This is a genomic window from Pseudoalteromonas sp. A757 (genome assembly GCF_004103285.1).
GTDB lineage: Bacteria > Pseudomonadota > Gammaproteobacteria > Enterobacterales > Alteromonadaceae > Pseudoalteromonas > Pseudoalteromonas galatheae.
In genome coordinates this window covers 359623-380390 of record NZ_QNQN01000073.1, presented here as the reverse complement: position 1 = coordinate 380390, position 20768 = coordinate 359623, and the positions used below count along the sequence as shown (strand labels likewise).

The following is a 20768-nucleotide window of genomic DNA, read 5'->3' as shown; positions in this document are numbered from 1 at the left end:
TTACACTCCTTTAGCAAGCGTGGCTGCATCGTTGGCAATCACCCACTCTTCATTGGTTGGGATGACCATAGCGACAGGAGAGTGAGACTCATCAGTGATCACACCTTGATTACCAAAGCGTGCGTTGAGGTTATGCTCCTTATTGATGTGCATGCCAAGGAAGCTAAGTTGGCTCACTACTTTTTCACGGATAACGTCAGAGTTTTCACCAATTCCGCCAGTGAATACAAGTGCATCTAAGCCGTTTAGTGGTACCAAGAAGCTAGCAATTTGTTTGGCTAAACGATAACAGAAAATATCAAGCGCCAGTGTTGCTTGAGGATGGTTCTCCTGCGCTGCTTCTTCTATCGTACGGCAATCGTTAGAAAGCTCACTAATACCTAAAAGGCCACTTTGTTTGTTCAACAAAGTGTCAATTTGCTGTGTTGAATAGTTTAGGTGATTAACTAAAAACGAGAACAAGCCCGGATCAATATCACCACTTCGGGTGCCCATCACTAGGCCTTCTAATGGAGTTAAGCCCATGCTGGTGTCCACCGATTTACCGTCTTTAATCGCAGTAACGGAACAGCCATTGCCCAGGTGTGCAGTGATAATACGAGATGGCTTATCTTTTAAGCCTAAAATCTCGATGGCCTGCGCCGATACATAAGCATGGCTGGTGCCGTGGAAACCATAACGTCTAACACCATGTTCACGGTATAGTGAATAAGGTAGGGCATAAAGGTACGCTGTTTGATCCATACTTTGATGGAAAGCCGTATCAAAGACAGCGATTTGCGGTAAATGTGCAAATGCGGCTTGAGCTGATCGGATCCCAAGTAGGTTAGCTGGATTATGTAAAGGCGCCAGACTTGCCGTTTCTTGGATAGCTGTGATAACGGAGTCATCGATAATGACTGAGTGTGTGAAGCGCTCACCGCCGTGTACCACGCGATGGCCTACAGCGACAAGATTTGCGTCTAACGCGAGATCTTTGATAAGTTTTACAAGTGTTGTGATCGCAACTTGGTGCGCATCACCACTATTTAGGGGCACGATTTCCTTGTTGCCTTGGAACTTATATTTAATTTGTGGCGACTGTTCAGCTAGGCGTTCAGCCAGACCTGATAATATCTCCTCTCCCGTTGCATTATCGATGATTGCAAACTTAAGACTGGAGCTTCCACAATTAAGAACCAAAACATGCTGAGATGACATAATGACTTTCCGTTTTGACAATAACAGTTATTGCGTATTAAGCTTAAAGCTATAGCGCATATAAGCTACGCATTTAGACTAAGGTATAGTTGACAGTAAAGACGTCGATTTTACCTCATTTTTTATATAAAAGTTAGCACCTAGGAGTTATGATGCAAAAAAGTCTTATTTCGCAAGTGCAACTTGGACGTCAATACTCGAAAGAGTGGCCTATGCGCAAGGAGCTAGCACCGTTGTTCCCTGAATTTAGGGTGATCAAGGCGACAGAACTTGCTTTAAATACAATGCCTATGCTGGCGGTGTTTACTCTGTTTTTGCAGACCAGCCAATTGGGTTTTCAATATCTTCCGCAAGCCATTGCGATTGCTTTGTTCTTTTTATCGCTTCCTGTCCAAGGATTATTATGGCTTGGTAAAAGAGCTGAAACGCCGTTGAATCCGGCTTTGTATTCTTGGTATACAGAGCTGCATCAAAAGATGGTTGCTAATGGTTATGATTCGCCCCTGTCTTCAAGAAAGCCTAGATACAGAGATTTAGCGCGATTGCTAAAAGATATGTTCGATAAAATGGACAAAGCGTTTACGCAAGAAAACCTGTAGGATCCGTTTTCCTGCCTACCAAGCAAGTAGGCAGTGATTTGCTCATAATTGGTGATCTGATGTTGGATTACTTGCGCTGATATTCGTTTATTAAAAACGAGAGCGTGACTTCGATATGATCCATCTTTTGTAATCTATCCATGTGTTGTTGCTTAAATTTCCATGCAAACGGCGTCATCATGATTAAGTGCTCAACACACTCAAATTCCATGCTATGTGTTTGTTGCAATTTAGTTCGTTCAACCAATTCAAACCCTTGTGGTGTTTCAGGTGCCTTGTGTAGCTTTACATTATCATAAATCAGCGACTTGAGTTCGAATAGATGGTGCTCACCAGGTGAGACGACATACAAACTGCCTGATGGTTTGCATAGACGGGCAAGTTCCTCGGCAAACACTGGCGCAAAAATACTCACAATCACATCTGCAAATTCATTTTCAAAAGGGGCGTCTTTGATAGAGGCTACGCTAAACTCTACTTGAGGATAGCGTTTAGCAGCATAGCGGACAGCAGGTTTTGCGATATCGACCCCGTAGACTTTAGCATTCTCGCAGCGGTTTGCGATTTCACGGGTATAAAATCCTTCACCACATCCTAAATCCAGTAGGGTAGCTGGCAATTTTTCAGAGACTATTTGTGCAAGTCTATCACGTAGAAAGTGATAGTGATCGGTTTCGAAGAATGCCCGACGCGCTGCAACCATTTCCTGATTGTCGCCCGGTTGTTTTGATTTTTTATTTTGCACGGGTAGTAAGTTGACATAGCCTTCTTTGGCAATATCAAATTGATGATTATTATTGCAACTGTAGCTGGCACCGCCCTGATATAAAGGCAGTTTACACAGTGGACAGCGGTAGTGGGAGATCATTTGTCTAAGTATTCCCTATCAAAAAAAGTTTTTACCCAGTGTGGGCGATATGTAATGAGTAAGGTGATGGCCATACCATTCAACATGGCTTCCGGGAACCACATTATCACCGCAAAATGGAGATAATTGTCCGCCAACTGATACCAAGTATAGGCACCGACTGCATAATAATAGAATGCGCTTAGGAGTATCTTTAAACAGCCCACCGTACCTGCGAAAATAAATGCACAAACAAAAATATAAACAAAAAAGTGCCGCGGTAAATGATGATAGCAAAGGGCAAAAAGTCCATAGCTTAAGTAAACAGGGAGCAGTGCTGTGAATAGCCAAAAATTACCGAACTCTATCAAAGTAAAAGCGCTAAAGTAACTGTGGACGAGACAGGCCAAAGTCGCACTCAACGCGCCTAGCCGCCAACCCAAAATTAACGTTACTGCGGTTATTCCTAGAATATGAATGTTCAACTCAGGTAAGATACCTGCTTTTATTTGCCAAAGGAATGTAAGCACGACCGCACAGCTAAATACACCAGTTTGTCTGGCAGGCACTTGTAACAATTGCTGATATTCTTTGCGATGAAAACTGAGTAAAAATAACCCAAGGGCAGCGATAAACGTCACGTTTCTATCCAGTTTTTAAGTTGGTGATTTTAGTATATGCCGAGCACTGAATTCACAGTCTCGGCGGAAAAGCGGGCGATTAGATGTCGAAAGTTGCCCAAATAGGTGCGTGATCTGAGGGTTTATCAATTCCTCTCAATTCGTAATCTATGTCACTTTCAATACACTTCGCAGTTAAAGGAGCAGTTGCTAGAACCACATCTATGCGTAGACCACGATTATCATCAAACCCTTTAGAGCGATAGTCAAACCATGAGTACTTTTCGGTTGCATCAGGTGTTAACTCTCTAAATGTATCTTTAAAGCCCCAATCTAGCAGTGTTTTTAACCATTCGCGCTCTTCAGGTTGGAACGAGCACTTACCTGTTTTTAACCAACGCTTGCGGTTTTGCTCACCAATACCAATATCTGCATCCAGTGGAGAAATATTAATATCGCCCATGACCACAAGGTTAGATTGAGGATCGGCAAAATTATTTAAATGGGTCATGAGGTCCGCATAAAATTGTCTTTTATACGGAAACTTTGTTTCATGGCTGATGTTATCCCCTTGAGGGAAGTAACCATTCATAACGGTAACTTCGTTCCCTGAATCGCTTTCAAACGTACCGCTGATCATGCGACGTTGTGATTCATCAGTATCCGTTGCGAAGCCTTTTTGTATCGCTTTTGCAGGTTTCTTGGAGAGTAGTGCCACACCGTAATGCGCCTTTTGGCCATGGAAATAAACATGGTAGCCAAGCGCTTCTACATCGTCGACAGGAAAAGCTTCGTCATGGACTTTAATTTCTTGCAGTCCAATGACATCAGGTTGGTGTTTTTCAATCAATGCTTGTAATTGATGCAGTCTAGCTCTAAGGCCGTTTATATTAAACGAAACAATTTTCATAGCGCTCTCTTTAGATTCTTGCTGTTATTTGACAAAGTTTATCACTTAAAAACGAGAGGGTCAGCGCTTGGGGGAAATAACTTCTTTAGTGAATGGGTACGCATGTTGGTAGTTGTTAAATTTTGCACAAGTTTAGCGCGGGGATAACGAGGATTTTAGCTTAGTGTGAATAGATCATTAAATAATCAAAATTGCATGATTTAGCTGTTTACTTATTCTTCATTGTAATTATAATCCGCGCCGAATCGTTCAATTGGGGTATATTATGCTTAAATCTCTCTCTTTCTTTGGTCTTGTTTCTTTGGTTTCTACAACGGCTTTTGCTTCACAGGTTGAGTTCACTCAAGCTGATGCATCACCAGCGACAAAAGTATGTGCTGTTGCAGCAGAACAAGGTTTCAGTGCAGCTCGTAGAGAAGCTTCTTCACTAGGTCTATTTATTTCACGCTTTTCACCAAGCATCCATTGTAACGGTGAAGATATCCGTGAGTTTGCGAAAGCGGCAAAGCGCTCGCAAAAGCAAGAAAAGAAAGTTGAGCTAATCGCTGAAAAAACTGATACCGCAACTGAGCTATGCTTAGACGCAGTTCGTCACGGCGTAAATCACCTACGTTTGAATAACCAACAGGTTCGCAACTTACGTTGTAACGATATGCCTGTTAAGCAATTCGTCAAAGAATTCAGAAACGCAGCAATCTAACCTAATTGATGTGAAGAGAAGGGGCGTTTAGCCCCTTTTTTATTGCTTTTTATTCAATTGTGCATCACGATATTTGTTGTAACAGACTAGCGCTGCCAAACCTCCTACTGGCACTGTAATAATACCGAACCAGCCACCCGTATATAAGACGGCAAGTAGCATTCCAATATCAATACCGCCGATAACACAATCAGAATGACCACTTTCTGAAACCCGACAATTCAGTACTGCAACGCTAAGTTCAGCAATGAGTAAACCAAATAAAGGCGCAAGGGCGAGAAACCCTAAGCTCACCGCTAAAAGTTTCAATTGCTTGTGTGACATGTACATATCCTTATTTATCATTCACGTTTATTGTGTCGTGATGAGATTAACGCGAGCTGATAATTTCTGCAACGCAATGACAGTCGCACGTTTTTTGCACAAAAAGTGTCGTTCACATAATACGATATTTAACGTAGTGAGGATGGTGAAGTTGTACAATCAGGTGAAAACCAAAAGTCATCGGAGGCTGCTGACCACTCATCGCTACATACACCGAGTTGCTCACCTTCAACGTCAGCACAGGCATCGTGATTTAAGCAATCTTGAGTGTATTGTCCATCGCCAAACATTGGGCAGCCAGCACCGCATCGAGCAGCACAAAAACCATGACCGCCAACAATATAACTCCGTGTTTTTACGTTTGAATCGTTAACATCCCAAACCGCTGTTCTTGAGTAACCCATGTATGGACAAAGATCGGTCCATCCTTGTGCACTAAAGTCCCTAGTAACTTCTTGTTCTATTGCCTCACCTAACGGGTAGGTCGATAAAAACTCGAAGAACTTCAGCAACACCAGTTTCGATTGCTGGTCTAGAGTAGATTGGCTCTTCATGATGGCGCTTCCATTCAGTTTTGCATGATGTAACATATCTTTAATATCTGTTTGGAGTGCTTGAGTGTTAACGAGTGGCTGCTTAGTCGCATCAATCCCTGATATTTTAACTAGCTTCTTATTTTGATCTAGCGATAAAAAGTAAAAATTACCCTTGTATTGAATGGATGCCGAGACTATACCCTGCATTTTGTTAGTTATCGAAAACTGAATTGGAGAGGAATCACTTTGCAGGTTTGGCGATTGGTCCTTACCATCATTGTGAGTTTGAATTACTCCTTTAATACCGTGTTCCGTAGTCTGAACGATAGTATTGTCGGTGCTAGCGAATGTTAAACCAGAGAATAATACAGATAAGATAATAGATGAAAACAGGTGCTTCATAGTAAATCCTTTTTAAAAAATATTAAAAAACTAGGTTAAATTAAAGCTCTTAACCTGGTTTACATTTTTGTTTCATTTTTAGTGTTTGTCAAGTGTATGTTCTATAAAGAAATAATTGTTTTATTGGTAATAATGTTGTTTTTTGGTTTTGACCAAGTTATAAAATTATTACCGTGAGCTTCTTGCGTTGTTTTACTTACTTAAACTATTACTTGCTACCGCTTTATAACCTTGTCTATTTCTTTGCTATAATCCGCACAATTTTGGTAATAGGCACTGACCTCCAATGACATTTAGCGAATTACAACTTCACCCTGAACTACTAAGCGCAATTACCGAGCTTGGGTTTGCGTCACCAACACCAATCCAAGAAAAGAGTATTCCACTTCTGCTCAGTGGTTTTGATTTAATTGCAAGTGCCCAAACTGGAACCGGTAAGACTGCTGCCTTCATGCTGCCGATTTTGCATTCCATGCTGATAGGTGGCGTGCAAGATGAGAAACGGGTTAGGGCGCTGATACTTACCCCAACTCGTGAGTTGGCGCAGCAGGTTGCTGAGCATACTGAAAAGTTAGTGGGTAGCACCGGCCTAAATGTCGTGTGCTTATATGGCGGTGCAAATATTGGTCCGCAAGAAAAGCGCTTAAGAGCGGGCGTTGACATAGTGGTTGCGACACCTGGGCGTTTACTTGACCACCTAATCAAAGGCACATTAACACTCAAAAATATTCAACACTTGGTCTTCGATGAAGCAGATCGCATGTTAGATATGGGGTTTATGGGGGAAATTAAGCGGATCATGCGAACTATGCCGCTTAAGCGTCAAACGTTGCTATTTTCAGCTACGGTTGACGATGCTGTGTTGTCCCAAGTAAAGCCTTGGTTGAACGACCCTAAGCGAGTAGGAGTTGAATCTCAGAACAGCACCGCAAGCACAGTTACGCAAACTTTCTATTCGGTAGACGAAGATCGCAAACGTGAATTGATCTCCCACTTGATTGGCAAAAATAATTGGCATCAGGTACTGGTGTTTACTCGCACAAAAAATAGTGCTGATAGCTACGCAAAAGAATTGAATAAGGATGGCCTTAAAACCGCAGCGATCCACGGTGATAAGTCTCAAGGTGCGCGTGACAAAGCGCTATCTCAATTCAAATCAGGTGAAATTCGCGTCTTGGTTGCAACGGATGTAGCAGCTCGTGGCATTGACATTGACTCGCTAAACTATGTCTTCAATGCTGAGTTACCCTATGTTGCTGAAGACTATGTGCACCGTATCGGCCGTAGTGGTCGTGCTGGACAAAATGGCCAAGCCATTTCGCTTGTGAGTATTGATGAACAGTGGCTACTAGAAGAAATAGAAATTTTCTTAGATGAGCGATTTGCACCGCAATGGCTGCTAGGCTATGAACCTGATTTAACCAAAGAGCCTAAAGACACTCGCCGTAATTCTGGTAAATCTAAGAAGCAAAGAGACAAAAAGCGTATTTTGGGAACAAGAACCAAGCGTAAAAGGAAGTAATGGCTTAGCGCTAAAGCTAATTTCGTTTGATACATGCTTAGTTTGTTGATTGAAATACCATGGCAACGGTTTTAAAATTTCTCATTTTTAACAACTTCATAACGCAAATTTTGGCATGCCTTTTTAGATATCGTTAGTCTGGCGCCAGCAGGATACGAGAGCGGAGTTAATAATACTATTTCTCCGCTTCAAGTAGCCCCTGCTGAAGTTCAGGGCTTGGAATGCCGGCTATAATTCCCCGGTAAATAAGCGTCGATGCGCTTTTCGTGCATACTCATCAGACATACCACCAAGATAGTCCGCTAACACGCGCATTTGCTGCGTTTCATCGGTTGCTTGCTGGAATAGTGTTTGGGTTGTATACGGCAATAATCGCATTGGGTCACTGGCAAAAACTTCAAATAAATCAATAAGCAGGTTTTGACCACTAAACTCAATTTGCTGCATTTTAGGTTCACGAATTAATCTTCGATATACGAACACTTTTAATACTTGCAGGATCTCTTGAAATTCGGGTGCCATCTCAACGGTAAAATGAAGTAGGGCGGAGTCAAAATCTGAGTCTTGAACGGTGAGTTTACAGTGCACAATAAACAGGTTGACGAGTTCGCCTATAGTATCTTTACGGTTAGATTCATCTTCTGAAAATAAACTCTCGCTCACGCGTTGTAAGTTTTGCTTTAACCAAGGTGAGTCTAACTTTTGTAATTCAGGTAGAGCGAAATCATGCCATGCTGCCTCGTTAAGGGTCTCGGTTGCAATCGCATCTTCTAAATCATGAACTGCATAGGCGATATCATCGGCATATTCCATAATGGCGCAATCTAACGATTTAAACTTAGTCTTGCGACGAAAAGTATCTTTTACTTCGGTTTCCTGCAGCTTGCTTTGGTCATTTTGAGAAAATGGCGAGAGGATCCAATCAAATACAGATTGGTCGCATTGATAAATACCTTTAGCAGGCAGCCAATCGCTAGACAATATGTATTTTCGACTTTGTGTTTGCGTTGGTTGGTGATACCAAAGTGTGTCGATTAATGCAGGATATTTAATAAAACCTAGTAGGGTGCGGCGCGTTAAGTTCATGCCATAACCTTTAGTATAGGGTTCTAATTTAGTTACAATGCGCAAGGTTTGAGCATTACCTTCGAATCCTCCATGGTCACGCATAAGGTAATTAAGTGCGATTTCGCCACCATGGCCAAAGGGTGGGTGGCCGATATCATGGGCTAGACACAAAGTTTCAATAAGGCTTGTCGAAGGAAAGTGTTCAAATTCAGGGTGTTGTTTTCTTAAATGGCGCAGTAGACCGCTGCCTATTTGCGATACTTCCAAAGAGTGGGTTAGACGAGTCCGATAAAAATCGTTAACGCCGATTGCCATAATTTGGGTTTTGGCTTGCAAGCGCCTAAAAGCCGCGGCATGTATGATCCTAGAGCGGTCAATTTGCCATGCTGAGCGGTTGTCGTTAGGGCGGTTTTTTTGCAGCGATAGCAGACGCTGCTGCCAAGCGTTAGACGTCATACCTCTGTTCCTTTTTCTTTATACCTTAAATTCGTCTAAACTATGTACGATAACTGAACGAAAATTCGCGTTTAATTGCGGCTTTTGATATTATCAGCCGCTATTTTTGAATACTGTTATTTTGGCGCAAGTTATCAACGCCTTATCACACTATAGTAACAGAATAAAACTGTTATTGAGTGGGCTTGAGAAAAGTTCTTAGAGACTTAGGGAAAGAGACTCCGTTTCCAGAACAACGCCACTGCGAGGAGAAGTATGCAAGCTAAACTGATTAAACTCATTGTTGCCCTAGTGACTATTTGGGCACTCTTATTCCCTTTTGTCCAAGATAAGGGCCCTCAAGATACCGTTTTAGACCAAGAGGATACGGGCACAGAAGTCTTACCTAAGGTGCCTGAAAAGCCACTTCATAGCGTAAAACTACCCAATTTTTCAGACATTCGTGATATCAATGAAAAGAAAACGGCATTTTTCGACTTTATTAAACCGCATGTAGAAGCCGAAAATAAACAGATCTTGGAGCAACGAGCCACGCTTGAAATTGCGCTGATGATGGTGCAATTTGATGAAACCCTGACACGAAAACAAATAGAAAAGATAGCATTGATTTTCACAAAGTATGATTTAAAAGGTGAAGCCATTAATGAATCGTCGCTCAAAAGAGCATTACGCCGAGTGGATATTATTCCTAAAGAGCTGGCGTTGATGCAAGCTGCTAATGAATCCGCTTGGGGCACGTCACGATTTGCGCGAATTGGATTAAACTTCTTTGGTCAGTGGTGTTATACAAAGGGCTGCGGTATGGTACCCAGACGTAGAGAAGACGCCGCAGATCATGAAGTTAGAGCATTTCAGTCGGTACGGGCTGCGGTTAAGTCGTACTTTAGAAATATCAACACCAATGATGCATACAGAGAGTTGCGTTTGGTACGAGCAGAGCTGCGAGCTCAAAAAGCACCGATTGATGCGACAGTATTAACAAGTGGCCTGTTGAGTTATTCAGAACGTGGTGAAGACTACGTGAACGAACTTAACGACATGATTAGACATAACCGAGCGTATTTTGATGAAGAGTAAGATTGTATTTGTCCTGATAATGGCACTTTGGAGTGCGATAGCCTCTGCTAACACGGTCACCTTTGCATACGATAGTTTTTACGACAGATTAAAAGTAGTAAATAAAGGCGATTTTGAATTTGCACGTGTGGGTTTTTACCTTGTCGATACAGTGAGCATGCAGCCATGCAAAATCACCAAGGGGAATATTGTAACCGAAGAGGCCAGTTTTCCATTATCGTATACCGATGAAGCACAACTATTGCTTCCATTTGACAAAGAATTGGACAAAGACAAAGCAAAAGTGTTGATTGAAACAAAGAGTGGACACTCGGACTGTCAGCTAAAAATGCAGATTGAAGCCGAGTTATTTAATACGACATCTCTAAGCAGATCTGACCTTTATAAAATGCAAATGGAATTTGAGGAGCTGTTGGCTGATCTATCGGGTTTCTTTATTAAAAACTTGCTATCATTTTTGCTACCAGAGCAACAAGGGGTCATTGTAACCTTTGACCATACTCAAAAAGTCACTGATGCCGCTATGCAGTGTGAATCGCAAGTCTGTCAAATCACTGTTCCTAAAACATGGCTTAATGACAATACACATTTTGCTGACTCTGCTAATGTGCAGTCAGTACAACCTTGGCTAGCATTATAATTAGTCTATTATAATATGAAGTAACGTCTTTAGACTTTAGTCGTAGCTCTTCAAGCTGGCTAAATTTATTAGATGTTACTTCATCCTCGCGTTTTTATATGTCAAATTTCCTCTTTACGACCTTTAATCCTTCTTTTGGCAATAATTCAGGCTGGAAAATAGTTTGGTATATTCGTCGCATTTTTCTGTCGTCACATCCCTAAATTGGAAACTTTCTGTTAAATAAATGCATTGTTAAAGTTTACGTGGTGTGCTAATAATGTTTTGATTATTAAAAAAACTACAGTGTAATTATTAACTTAAGGGGAAACAGGATGACCTATAAATTACCACTCAGTGCGCTTTCAATTGCTATTTTAATTGGCATGAATCAACAAGTTAAGGCTGAAGAAACAACGCAAGTTGAACGTATTGAAGTGACCGGCTCTCACATAAAAAGAACAGACTTAGAAGGCCCGTCACCAATCCAAAGTTTATCGGCTGCTGATCTAGCATCAACAGGATCAACGGACCTTATTGGCGCACTACAGAAACTACCAGTTTCAGGAACGGGGACTTTTAGTACGCAAGGTAACTCAAGTGATGACACCGCAAATGGTGGTTCAAGTGTGGCGCTAAGAGGACTTGGGGCCTCATCAACTCTTGTACTGATCAATGGTCGTCGCGTTGCAGTGAGCCCATTTGCAAAAGATATTGAAACTTCGTTTGTTGACTTAAATACCATTCCGGTTTCATCGGTTAAGCGTATAGATATTCTAAAAGATGGCGCTTCAGCGACTTATGGTTCTGATGCGGTAGCTGGTGTTATTAACATCATTCTTCGTGACGATATAGATGGTTTTGAAGTTGCGGGTAAAATCTCTGATACCGCAGATGGTGGTGCCGAAGAACAAAACTTTACTCTTCTTTGGGGGTCGTCAACACAAAATGGCCACCATAATTTCTCATTAGATTACTTCAAGCGCGGTCACTTAACGTATGCAGATCGAGATTATACGGCGTCTGCTGATCAGCGTTTTCGTGGTGGTAATAACTCATTAAGCTCTGCAGGTGTGCCAGGAAGCGTAGAGGTAATGAGAAGTATGCTCACAGACGAGCAGTGGGCGAGATTACCTGTTGTTCGTGTTGAAGACGATGGTACTCAAGTTAGGCAGACTATCTTTACTGATGTATGGGGAAATGATACGTGTGACCCTGCTTTAGATATTGGTGATATCTGTCGCTATGATTATGCGCCACACATGACCGCAATCCCATCGACAGAGCGTATTAGCTTTAACTATAACGGCGTACAAGAAATCACCGATGGAATTGAAGGTTTTGCAGAAATCTCTGCACAGCACTCCTCAACCTTCATTCAAGGTGCAGGTAGTCCAAGTTTTACAGAACTATTTATGGATGGTGATAACCCAAATCACCCATTGTTTAACGACCCAGACCATTTCTTACATGGTGTAGATATTTCCATGCGTCGTCGTACGGTTGATATCGGTAACCGTAAAAAAGATGTTGATTCCGAATACTATCGTGCTGTTCTCGGTGCGCGTGGTGAATGGAATGCGTGGTCGTGGGAAGTTGCGTATTCTGCTATTCGTTCAAGTGCAGTCGAAAAAGGCTTTGATGGCTTTCCGAACAAACTAAGAGCGCAACAAGCGATTGATGAGGGCCTTTGGAATCCATTTGAACCAAGCACCAATACAGAAGCCGGTCTGGCGTTTTTTGAAACCACGACTACACGCTATGGTGCATCAACCATGCAATCATTAGACGGTACTATTTCAGGTGAACTATTTGAATTGGGTGCAGGCTACGTTGCAGCAGCGTTTGGTTTCGAACATCGCTACGAAAAAATCGAAGATAATCCTGATAGCCAATACATCAGAGGCGAAATCTTTGGTACTGAAGCAACACAAGCTAATGGTGATAGAGACAATACTGCGCTATTCGCTGAGTTTAGTGTGCCAGTACTGGATAATTTAGAGCTACAACTAGCGCTTCGTTATGAAGACTACAGTGACTTTGGAACAACAACCGATCCGAAAGTGGCATTTCGCTGGACACCAATTGACAGTGTTGTAGTTCGAGGCTCTTGGGGAACTGCATTTAGAGCACCTTCTCTTGTGCAGTTACATCTAGGTAGAACTGACGAATCACCAAGTGTGATAGACCGCGAACGTTGTCGTCAAACAGGTGCCGATGATGATTGTAGTCCGTATGAATACACCGCGATTGTATCTGGTAACAAGAATCTTCAACCGGAAGAATCAGAAAACTACAACTTAGGTATTGTGTGGCAGGCAACCGATGACTTTAGCATCGGTGTGGATTACTGGAACTATGATCAAGAAGATCTTATTAAGAAGATAGGTGCACAGAAGTTAGTTGATTGTTGTGGTACTGATCCTAATTTGGTGGTGCGTGCGCCTAATCAAGGTAGCACACTTGGTCGTATTCTGACTATTAACGACACTTTTGTTAATATTGGTGGTCGTGAAACAGACGGTTTCGATGTTAACTTAGCCTACGCATTAACTACTCGTGAAATGGGCGAGTTTAAGTTCAATTACAACATAACTTACGCACTTAACTTTGAAGAGCAGTCATTTGAAAGTGATGATCAAGGTAACACATTCAATGTCGCAGAAGATCTCAATGGAGAATACCAGCATCCACAGTTCCGTTGGACCGCAGGCATGGACTGGGCTAAAAACGATTGGCTTGCAAATATCAGCGTAAACTATGTTGATTCTTACAAAGATCTAGCTGACAGTGATGGCAACAAGTATGAAATCGATTCTTGGACTACGGTTGATACAAGTGTCAGTTATATTGGTGTAGAGAAGCTGACAGTAACACTAGGTGCATCGAACTTGTTCAATGAAGAAGCGCCGCTAGCGCCTTCAGAGTCAATGGGTATTGATAATAAGACACACAGTATCCTTGGTCGTCAAGCTTATGTGAAATTTGCTTACCAGTTTTAAGCTACATTAACTCTTCCCTCCAGAGGCTTGGAGGGAAGCTTCCCCAAAAAAGTTAAATCTTTGACTATGGTCAGTTGACCTTTATGATCTAATTTCTATTTCCAGTTTATGTGTTGTTCGTAATATCCGAGTTACTGCATTTTCCTTTAAGAAACAGTGCAATGTAAACTTTATTTGTAATAAGCCCAATCACATTAATACCAATTGAATTAGTTCTCTAATCAATTTGAAGGGTGAAATAGCATATTAGTTTCGTTAAAAATTTCTCATTTAGAACAACTAAATAGCAAAACTTTTGCCTTGCCTATATGGATATAGGTACCTTAGCGGTAGCAGGACGCGAGAGCGGTGCTACTAAAGCTATTTCCCCGCTTCAAGATAGATCATTTACTTAATACAACTGGTATAAATCGACTATTTCTTTACTTATGGTAGGGGGTTAAAAGAGGTGTAAAAAGTGGCTTGCTAATTGCTTTTTAAAGTTAGGCTACCAATAAAACACAGGGGTTCATTATGGAGATCCAAGGAGTAGGGCAAATATTTGCCACATCAGGTAATAATAGCAACAAGTTAGCACAATCCGGTCTAGAAACGGATTCAGCCTTTAGCAGTTCTTCTTCATCGGTTGAGTCGCAAATAGAAAAACGGATTGATATGCACAATATATCTCCAAATGAATACAATATGCTAGTCCGTGCAGGCGTTGCAGATCTTCCTATTCCTATGGTTCTACCCAATGGGCGATTATACTTGGATGGACAACAAGGAAAAATGGGGGATGTCCGAACTGACTACATCGGGCAAATCGAGCAATCTATAAAGTATAGTAAGAGTATCGGCGATGTTAATCAGGCAAACTTCCTTGAAAATAGATTAGCGATTGTAAAAGAGCTTCATGGTAAAGATTATCTGCAGACAGAACATGCTTTAGGCCTTGATGTCATGGCTTAAATTAGTTTACCAATGAGATAGATAAGTCCCAAAAAATTCGAAATACGCGTTACAGCGGTGCATAATAGGCCGATTGGGGAGATGAAAATTTAAAAGGAAACACCGAATTAAAGTCGAGTGTTGGGTCTTATTTGATTCGATTTCTGCCTATATACAGCTCTGTTGCGGTATGGTTCACCTAAGTGTGCTTTGTTCATTGTTGCTCAACTTTTGCTTAGATTACTTGGCGGAAAGTCGAGCGTCGTGACCAAAACACACTCAGGAGAACGACAATCAAACAGCAAAGGTCCTATAGTGAGTACAGGCTTTATAAATTGATTGTTTTTATCAACTTAATCGGTTCACCATCAACGTCAAACTCACCCGTGATCTCAAGTAACCCATCCTTTAGCCCCCGTAGCTTATCTAGGTTAAAAGTTTTACTTTCATAAGGTGCAAAGGTGACGGGCAGTTGCCAAAGAGGCTCATCATTTTTGAATGAGTGGAATGGGGTAAAACCGACGCGTAATGTGCCACTCGATGCACCTGAATAGGGGCCGGTTAGCGTGATGGTTATATTGTCATGAATAGTGACTTCCATTTTTACGCCATCAAAAGACTTCTCTGGCGTTAGAAGAGATTTATGTTGTGTTAGTCCGTTCCAACGAATCACTAAGTTTTGAAAGGTATGTTTTGGCAATAAAATACGGTGTTCACCTGAAGCTAGAATTTTTTTGTGGTTACCGTAAGTTAGCGCAACATCATGGGTACTGGGGTTATTGACGTAAAGGTCGTGCGTTCCATCAGAAAAATAGTCCTGGATGTTGATACCACTTAGCGTAAAGAGCGCATCGTCGCCAAGTGTTGATTGCCATTGCTGCAGCAAGTGGTTGAGGGTTTTATGCTCAGTTTCCGTGACTGTCCTAGATTTCTGTTTGTTAAAGATTTCGCGAAGTGGGGTCATACAATCACTTAACTGAGCGCTATATTCCACACAAGTGTTAAAAGCTCTGCGAAGTAAAGGTGCATCGTTAAAGTGCCAAGGATTAGTGGTTTGTTCATTCGTGATCAAGTAGTCATGCGCAGCAAAGTACGGCGTTATTCTATGATTGTTATTTCGGCCAAGAAGACTTATTTTTTGCAAGCTAAGGTCTGAAACACCAATTTGGATCAACGGTAGCCTAGCCAATTGCTCATGGTGTTGTGTTTTCATTTTAATAATCAGTGTATCGTCCCGCTTTGAAAGCGTGAGCGCAACTTGATGATATAGCTTAATATCGTTGCGTAATTGCGGCAGCAGTGCGATAGACTTTGCAGGAAACAATGCTTGATTGCTTGAGACTGTTAACTTTACTCCGTCTTGAAGGGTAAATTGCAGTAGAGTGTCTTTATTGAAATCAATTTCTTTTGGTTTAACGCGTCCGAGACGCGCATCTAAGCTCTCGATTGTTAAATCAGCGATTAACGCAAAGCCAATTTCCCCACGTTTTATCTGCTCTGGTTCGAAGTCGATTAGTACTGCAACACTATGCCCATCAAGTGAGTTGATTAGAGGTGTTTTATCGGGGGCGGGAAAATCCATCACGACATGTGTAGAGGAAAAGTTTGGATGAATATCGAGACGATTAAGTGTTTTGCTTTCGGTATTTCTGAGCCAATATGCGGCACCGTTTTGCTCCCAAGGCCCATCGACAATATAAAAACTTGGCGTGGCAGAGCGCACAAACGCTGCAAACTGCTGTTCAAGCTGAGGCCAATCGGGGAAGGTCTGTTTTAAGAGTGCATTGGCAGTTGGCAAGGTGTTTTCAGAGTGAGGATTTGCGTCCATTAATTTGCCGATAAAGCGTTTAAAATATTGATATCGTTCAGGATCGCTCAATAAAAAATGTACGATAAAAAAGTTGAGCCCGCGTTTGAGTGATGGATCATCATTGATTGCTTCGAAAGATGGCTGTCCATTTTGGTGATATTGCTGTAAACCTAAGTGCAGATAATTCATTGGAGCGCGGTCGAAAACCATCACAGTTAGCTGCTTTTTATTTGGATCATATACGTGGCTTGCAATGGCATCTGCCATCCCCTCAGTGATCCAATTGGGTGCCCAAGTTGAGTGACCGTTCAGAGCCATATGAAACGCATGCATGGTTTCATGGATCACGATGTAGCGCTGGTGATGCTGACGATGACTCGGAAAGTTGTACCCTGCGCGGTTATAAAACATGGTTTCGCCACCAGCCGTTTTATGTACGCCTCGCAAAAAACCGTCGTCCAGCATGGCTTCTTTTGTACGTTGGCGTGAACTGCCATAAACGACAGCAATTCTCTTTTTATCAATCGCTGCAGGCGCCATACCAAACAATTCAACATAGTGAGGGTAAGACATTTCTAGTAATTCTAAATAGAGTTTTACTTTGTCCTCAGGAAAGTCACTTTTTAGCGCAAAATGTTTACTCACCCACCAGTCATACCCCCGCGAGTTAGCTATTTTTCCATCGCTATAAGTCAGCGGAATTTGTTTACCAACATGTTGGATATCAATGTGTCTCAACGTGCTGACTCGACCATTAACGCTTATTTCAGAGCGCATATCAGCGGGGCTTGGAATAGCGGCAATATCGCTTCGTGTAGTTTTACATCCGCTGAGTAAAGCAAGTATTGCAATTAGAGGAGCAAATACTAGCCGGGGCTTTTGGATAGAGGGTATTCGCCAATAAAAGGTATGGAATAGATAAAATAAAGACATGATACTTTTCTCTCGTTATTATTTGTGTATATTGTATGCAATATAAAATAACAAAGATAACAGGTATTGTCATTATGCAAAATCAGCAGCAGTGGTGTGAGCCAGATCTCAATGGAGCAAATCGGTCAAAGTCGTCTTCTGGGTTTGGTCGAACTTTTTACATCGCGAATATCATGGAAATATTCGAACGGCTCGCTTGGTATGGCTTTTTCGCTGTGTCATCAATTTATATGACAACCCCAAAATCACAAGGTGGTATTGGCTTTACTGATATAGAGCGTGGCGCCGTGCAGGGGATTATTCCCTTCTTTTTATATCTTTTGCCTGTTGTAACTGGTGCGCTGGGAGATCGCGTCGGGTATAAAAAGATGTTCTTTTTTGCATTTTTGGTGATGACACCAAGTTATTATTTACTGGGACAGGCACAGAGCTTTTGGCCGTTTTTTGCTGCGCTGAGCTTTGTTGCCCTGGGTGCTGCTTGCTTTAAACCTGTGGTTGTTGGCACCGTCAGCCACAGTACAAACGATGGTAATCGTGGCCTTGGATTTGGGATCTTTTATACCATGGTGAATATTGGTGGGTTTTTAGGTCCTTTGGTTGCGGGGTATATGCGCGCTATTAGCTGGGATGCGGTATTTATGATGTCGGCGATTTGGATTGCCATAAACTTTATCCCCTTGATGTTATTTTACAAAGACCCGCAAACATTACCTAAAACCAAGCAATCTCCTACTCAAGTATTAAAAACGGCACAGTCGGTGCTGGGTAATACACGTTTAGCACTTGCGCTGTTTGTCGCACTGGCGCTATTGATGTCGGCAGGCGTTGGGTTTTCTGACTACAGTCAGGCGTTTACTTGGATTGCAATCTGGTTAGTAGTTAACTGGGTGTGGGACAGAGTACTCATAAATCGAGCGCCGACTAAAGCATGGTGGCAACAACCGATGAAGGTGAGTAACCTGCCGTTTGCGTTATATTTGCTGATCCTTGCAGGCTTTTGGACTGTGTATAATCAGCTGTTTTATACTTTACCTGTGTATATCCGTGATTATGCAGATACCCGAGATATATTGGCGTGGTTTGGCGATTCTGGCGTCGCGTTTTTAGCGCATGTTGATATTGATAAGTTAACTGCTGCTATTTTTACGCTGTTCAATGAGCTTAAGGAAAGTGGCACGGTATCCATTGAAACCATTAGGCTGGAATGGGTTCACCTCAAAGTGAATGTCCCCCATGAGCAAATACAGTTGATACTACAAACGCTAAATGCGCTTCATGATAATGGACAGGCTCTTTCACAGCACCAAGCGCAAGCCCTTGCTAAGCAACTCGTACAATATCGTCAAATCAATCCTGAGTATCTCATCAACTTAGACTTTGCAGCGATCGTGGTCGCACAAATTTTGGTGAGCTTTCTCTGTCAGCGATTTAGACCATTTTATGTGTTAGTCACAGGCTTACTGGTGATGGCGGTTGCGTTTACCGCATTACTTAGCGATAGCGACTGGTTAAGCGGTCAGCTCATTGTCACTGTCATATTGCTTATCGCGCTTGGTGAAATGCTTGCCTCTCCTAAAAGCCAAGAGTATGTCGCGAGTATCGCGCCTCAATCTCAAGCTGCGTTGTATATGGGATACTACTTTGTTTCTATGGCGCTGGGCTTCTTATTTGCTGGATTTTTATCTGGTTGGAGCTATAAAGTGTTAGTACAAGAAATGGCGGCACCTGAGTTAATGTGGGGGCTATTTGCCGCTATCGCGCTTATAACTGCCATTGCATTATTCTGGTTCAACAAAGTGATAATAGACAGAAAAACATAGCACTATTGAAATGGGAACAGTTATTGGTCGCGATCGGTTTGTTTGCAAGCCATATTCTCTCTACACTCAAGCAAAAAATGAGGAAGTAACATGAATAAAAAAATATGGATGAGCGCGGCCCTCTTTGTTTCAAGTAGTGTGCATGCACAAACGTATGTTTTAAATGCCGACTCTGCAATTGATGTGGTGTCAGGCAAGCTTATCTCACCTGCCACTGTGGTCGTTGAAGACAATAAAATTATTTCAGTCGGAAAATCAAATCGTAAAGCCTATCCAAAAGGCGCAGAGGTGATAGACCTAAGCGGTCACACATTATTACCCGGTCTATTTGATATGCATGTCCACTTAACTTCAGATGCTCATGTTCATGGCTACAAAAGGTTGCAACGTACCGCACCTCGAGCGGCAATTACTGGCGTTAGAAACGCCAAGCGCACGCTAGATGCGGGCTTTACGTCTGTTCGTAACCTCGGTGCTGCTGGCTATGCTGACATTGCGCTGCGAGATGCCATTATTGATGGTGATGTATCAGGCCCACGTGTAAATGCAGCAGGCCCTTCACTTGGGATCACTGGCGGCCATTGTGACAACAACCTCCTAACCCATGAGCATAAAGTCTTTTCAGAAGGGGTAGCTGATGGTCCCTGGGCGGTAAGGCAAAAGGTACGTGAAAATATTAAATATGGCGCTAACTTAATCAAGTTCTGTGCAACGGGTGGCGTACTATCTAAAGGCACTAAAGTGGGGGCTCAGCAATATTCTCAAGAGGAAATGACGGCGATAGTAACCGAAGCGCATCTACGTGGCTTAACAGTTGCAGCCCACGCACACGGCACGGATGGTATCAAGTCCGCAATTAAAGCAGGTGTGAACTCGGTTGAGCATGTCAGTTTTGTTGATGATGAAGCCATTCAGCTGGCCAAAGACAAAGGTACGTATTTCTCTATGGATATCTACAATACGGAATATATCCTTGGCGAGGGCGAAAAAGCAGGTATTTTGCCTGAGAGCTTGGATAAAGAACGTAAGGTCGGTGCAACTCAGCGTGCTAGTTTTACAAAAGCGGTAAAAGCAGGCGTGAATATGGTGTTTGGCTCCGACGCTGGCGTTTATCCTCACGGTGACAATGGTAAGCAGTTTAGCCGCATGGTGAAATTTGGTATGACTGAGCTACAGGCTCTGCAGGCCGCTACTATTAACGCAGCGACGTTACTCAAGCAAAACACACTATTAGGCTCGCTTGAGACGGGGAAACTTGCTGATATTATTGCGGTTAAAGGCAATCCGCTCAAAGACATTGGCGTGATGGAAAATGTCACTTTTGTGATGAAAGACGGCAAAGTAGAGAAGCAATAACCAAATGCTCAGCAGCTAATGCTTTTTTTAACAACTA

Annotated in this window: 17 protein-coding genes; 9 read left to right on the top strand and 8 right to left on the bottom strand. The window is 42.3% G+C overall.

Going from position 1 to position 20768, the window contains the following annotated elements:
- Nucleotides 1–1200: an acetate kinase gene (locus DRB05_RS19020; protein WP_128728318.1), complete on the bottom strand. Its 1200-nt coding sequence runs from the start codon at nt 1198–1200 to the stop codon at nt 1–3.
- Between the two features lie 152 nt (nt 1201–1352).
- On the opposite strand from DRB05_RS19020, the gene yfbV reads away from it, so the two are divergent.
- Nucleotides 1353–1799: a terminus macrodomain insulation protein YfbV gene (gene yfbV, locus DRB05_RS19015; RefSeq protein ID WP_039497434.1), complete on the top strand. Its 447-nt coding sequence runs from the start codon at nt 1353–1355 to the stop codon at nt 1797–1799.
- A 67-nt stretch (nt 1800–1866) separates the two neighbouring features.
- Here the strand turns inward: yfbV and rlmA are convergent, their stop codons facing one another.
- From rlmA to xthA, 3 genes are all read right to left on the bottom strand, one after another.
- On the bottom strand, nt 1867–2667 hold the full coding sequence (gene rlmA / locus DRB05_RS19010; RefSeq protein WP_128728317.1) for a 23S rRNA (guanine(745)-N(1))-methyltransferase: 801 nt from the start codon (nt 2665–2667) through the stop codon (nt 1867–1869).
- Complete coding sequence (locus tag DRB05_RS19005; protein ID WP_128728316.1) at nt 2664–3287, bottom strand: energy-coupling factor ABC transporter permease; 624 nt, start codon at nt 3285–3287, stop codon at nt 2664–2666. The genes rlmA and DRB05_RS19005 overlap by 4 nt, the downstream gene beginning before the upstream one ends.
- Nucleotides 3288–3366: 79 nt before the next feature.
- Nucleotides 3367–4176: an exodeoxyribonuclease III gene (xthA, locus tag DRB05_RS19000; protein ID WP_128728315.1), complete on the bottom strand. Its 810-nt coding sequence runs from the start codon at nt 4174–4176 to the stop codon at nt 3367–3369.
- Between the two features lie 265 nt (nt 4177–4441).
- Here xthA and DRB05_RS18995 point away from each other — a divergent pair, with 265 nt between their 5' ends.
- Entirely contained in the window at nt 4442–4876 is a 435-nt protein-coding gene (locus DRB05_RS18995) for an exonuclease III (protein ID WP_128728314.1), read from the top strand.
- Between the two features lie 39 nt (nt 4877–4915).
- Here the strand turns inward: DRB05_RS18995 and DRB05_RS18990 are convergent, their stop codons facing one another.
- Both DRB05_RS18990 and DRB05_RS18985 read right to left on the bottom strand, forming a co-directional pair.
- Nucleotides 4916–5200: a hypothetical protein gene (locus tag DRB05_RS18990; protein ID WP_128728313.1), complete on the bottom strand. Its 285-nt coding sequence runs from the start codon at nt 5198–5200 to the stop codon at nt 4916–4918.
- 128 nt (nt 5201–5328) lie between these two features.
- On the bottom strand, nt 5329–6138 hold the full coding sequence (locus DRB05_RS18985) for a hypothetical protein (RefSeq protein ID WP_128728312.1): 810 nt from the start codon (nt 6136–6138) through the stop codon (nt 5329–5331).
- A 286-nt stretch (nt 6139–6424) separates the two neighbouring features.
- Between DRB05_RS18985 and DRB05_RS18980 the strand changes: the two genes are divergently transcribed.
- Nucleotides 6425–7660 (top strand): DEAD/DEAH box helicase, encoded by a 1236-nt coding sequence (locus DRB05_RS18980; protein ID WP_128728311.1) that lies wholly within the window; start codon nt 6425–6427, stop codon nt 7658–7660.
- 228 nt (nt 7661–7888) lie between these two features.
- Here the strand turns inward: DRB05_RS18980 and DRB05_RS18975 are convergent, their stop codons facing one another.
- Nucleotides 7889–9184, bottom strand: a complete 1296-nt coding sequence (locus tag DRB05_RS18975) for an anti-phage deoxyguanosine triphosphatase (protein WP_128728310.1) — start codon at nt 9182–9184, stop codon at nt 7889–7891.
- Between the two features lie 255 nt (nt 9185–9439).
- On the opposite strand from DRB05_RS18975, the gene DRB05_RS18970 reads away from it, so the two are divergent.
- From DRB05_RS18970 to DRB05_RS18955, 4 genes are all read left to right on the top strand, one after another.
- Nucleotides 9440–10261 carry a glucosaminidase domain-containing protein gene (locus DRB05_RS18970; RefSeq protein ID WP_128728309.1) on the top strand — a complete coding sequence of 274 codons (822 nt, stop codon included), beginning with the start codon at nt 9440–9442 and terminating at the stop codon, nt 10259–10261.
- Nucleotides 10251–10901: a DUF2987 domain-containing protein gene (locus DRB05_RS18965; protein ID WP_128728308.1), complete on the top strand. Its 651-nt coding sequence runs from the start codon at nt 10251–10253 to the stop codon at nt 10899–10901. Before DRB05_RS18970 ends, DRB05_RS18965 begins: the two co-directional genes overlap by 11 nt.
- A 314-nt stretch (nt 10902–11215) precedes the next feature.
- Entirely contained in the window at nt 11216–13882 is a 2667-nt protein-coding gene (locus DRB05_RS18960) for a TonB-dependent receptor (RefSeq protein ID WP_128728307.1), read from the top strand.
- A 513-nt stretch (nt 13883–14395) separates the two neighbouring features.
- Complete coding sequence (locus tag DRB05_RS18955) at nt 14396–14833, top strand: hypothetical protein (RefSeq protein ID WP_128728306.1); 438 nt, start codon at nt 14396–14398, stop codon at nt 14831–14833.
- 307 nt (nt 14834–15140) lie between these two features.
- Here DRB05_RS18955 and DRB05_RS18950 read toward each other — a convergent pair whose 3' ends face one another.
- Nucleotides 15141–17555 carry a hypothetical protein gene (locus tag DRB05_RS18950; protein ID WP_128728305.1) on the bottom strand — a complete coding sequence of 805 codons (2415 nt, stop codon included), beginning with the start codon at nt 17553–17555 and terminating at the stop codon, nt 15141–15143.
- Nucleotides 17556–17629: 74 nt separating this feature from the next.
- Between DRB05_RS18950 and DRB05_RS18945 the strand changes: the two genes are divergently transcribed.
- Entirely contained in the window at nt 17630–19375 is a 1746-nt protein-coding gene (locus DRB05_RS18945) for an MFS transporter (RefSeq protein WP_128728304.1), read from the top strand.
- 90 nt (nt 19376–19465) lie between these two features.
- Nucleotides 19466–20731, top strand: a complete 1266-nt coding sequence (locus tag DRB05_RS18940) for an amidohydrolase family protein (RefSeq protein WP_128728303.1) — start codon at nt 19466–19468, stop codon at nt 20729–20731.
- Nucleotides 20732–20768 lie beyond the last annotated feature (37 nt).

What these genes read in the sequence shown, in the direction of transcription:
- DRB05_RS19020 (WP_128728318.1), bottom strand. Translation starts at nt 1,200, where the DNA reads ATGTCATCTCAGCATGTTTTGGTTCTTAATTGTGGAAGCTCCAGTCTT.
- DRB05_RS18985 (WP_128728312.1), bottom strand. Translation starts at nt 6,138, where the DNA reads ATGAAGCACCTGTTTTCATCTATTATCTTATCTGTATTATTCTCTGGT.
- xthA (WP_128728315.1), bottom strand. Translation starts at nt 4,176, where the DNA reads ATGAAAATTGTTTCGTTTAATATAAACGGCCTTAGAGCTAGACTGCAT.
- DRB05_RS18960 (WP_128728307.1), top strand. Translation starts at nt 11,216, where the DNA reads ATGACCTATAAATTACCACTCAGTGCGCTTTCAATTGCTATTTTAATT.
- DRB05_RS18955 (WP_128728306.1), top strand. Translation starts at nt 14,396, where the DNA reads ATGGAGATCCAAGGAGTAGGGCAAATATTTGCCACATCAGGTAATAAT.
- DRB05_RS18940 (WP_128728303.1), top strand. Translation starts at nt 19,466, where the DNA reads ATGAATAAAAAAATATGGATGAGCGCGGCCCTCTTTGTTTCAAGTAGT.
- DRB05_RS18965 (WP_128728308.1), top strand. Translation starts at nt 10,251, where the DNA reads ATGAAGAGTAAGATTGTATTTGTCCTGATAATGGCACTTTGGAGTGCG.
- DRB05_RS18980 (WP_128728311.1), top strand. Translation starts at nt 6,425, where the DNA reads ATGACATTTAGCGAATTACAACTTCACCCTGAACTACTAAGCGCAATT.
- DRB05_RS18945 (WP_128728304.1), top strand. Translation starts at nt 17,630, where the DNA reads ATGCAAAATCAGCAGCAGTGGTGTGAGCCAGATCTCAATGGAGCAAAT.
- DRB05_RS18990 (WP_128728313.1), bottom strand. Translation starts at nt 5,200, where the DNA reads ATGTCACACAAGCAATTGAAACTTTTAGCGGTGAGCTTAGGGTTTCTC.
- DRB05_RS18970 (WP_128728309.1), top strand. Translation starts at nt 9,440, where the DNA reads ATGCAAGCTAAACTGATTAAACTCATTGTTGCCCTAGTGACTATTTGG.
- yfbV (WP_039497434.1), top strand. Translation starts at nt 1,353, where the DNA reads ATGCAAAAAAGTCTTATTTCGCAAGTGCAACTTGGACGTCAATACTCG.
- rlmA (WP_128728317.1), bottom strand. Translation starts at nt 2,667, where the DNA reads ATGATCTCCCACTACCGCTGTCCACTGTGTAAACTGCCTTTATATCAG.
- DRB05_RS18975 (WP_128728310.1), bottom strand. Translation starts at nt 9,184, where the DNA reads ATGACGTCTAACGCTTGGCAGCAGCGTCTGCTATCGCTGCAAAAAAAC.
- DRB05_RS18950 (WP_128728305.1), bottom strand. Translation starts at nt 17,555, where the DNA reads ATGTCTTTATTTTATCTATTCCATACCTTTTATTGGCGAATACCCTCT.
- DRB05_RS18995 (WP_128728314.1), top strand. Translation starts at nt 4,442, where the DNA reads ATGCTTAAATCTCTCTCTTTCTTTGGTCTTGTTTCTTTGGTTTCTACA.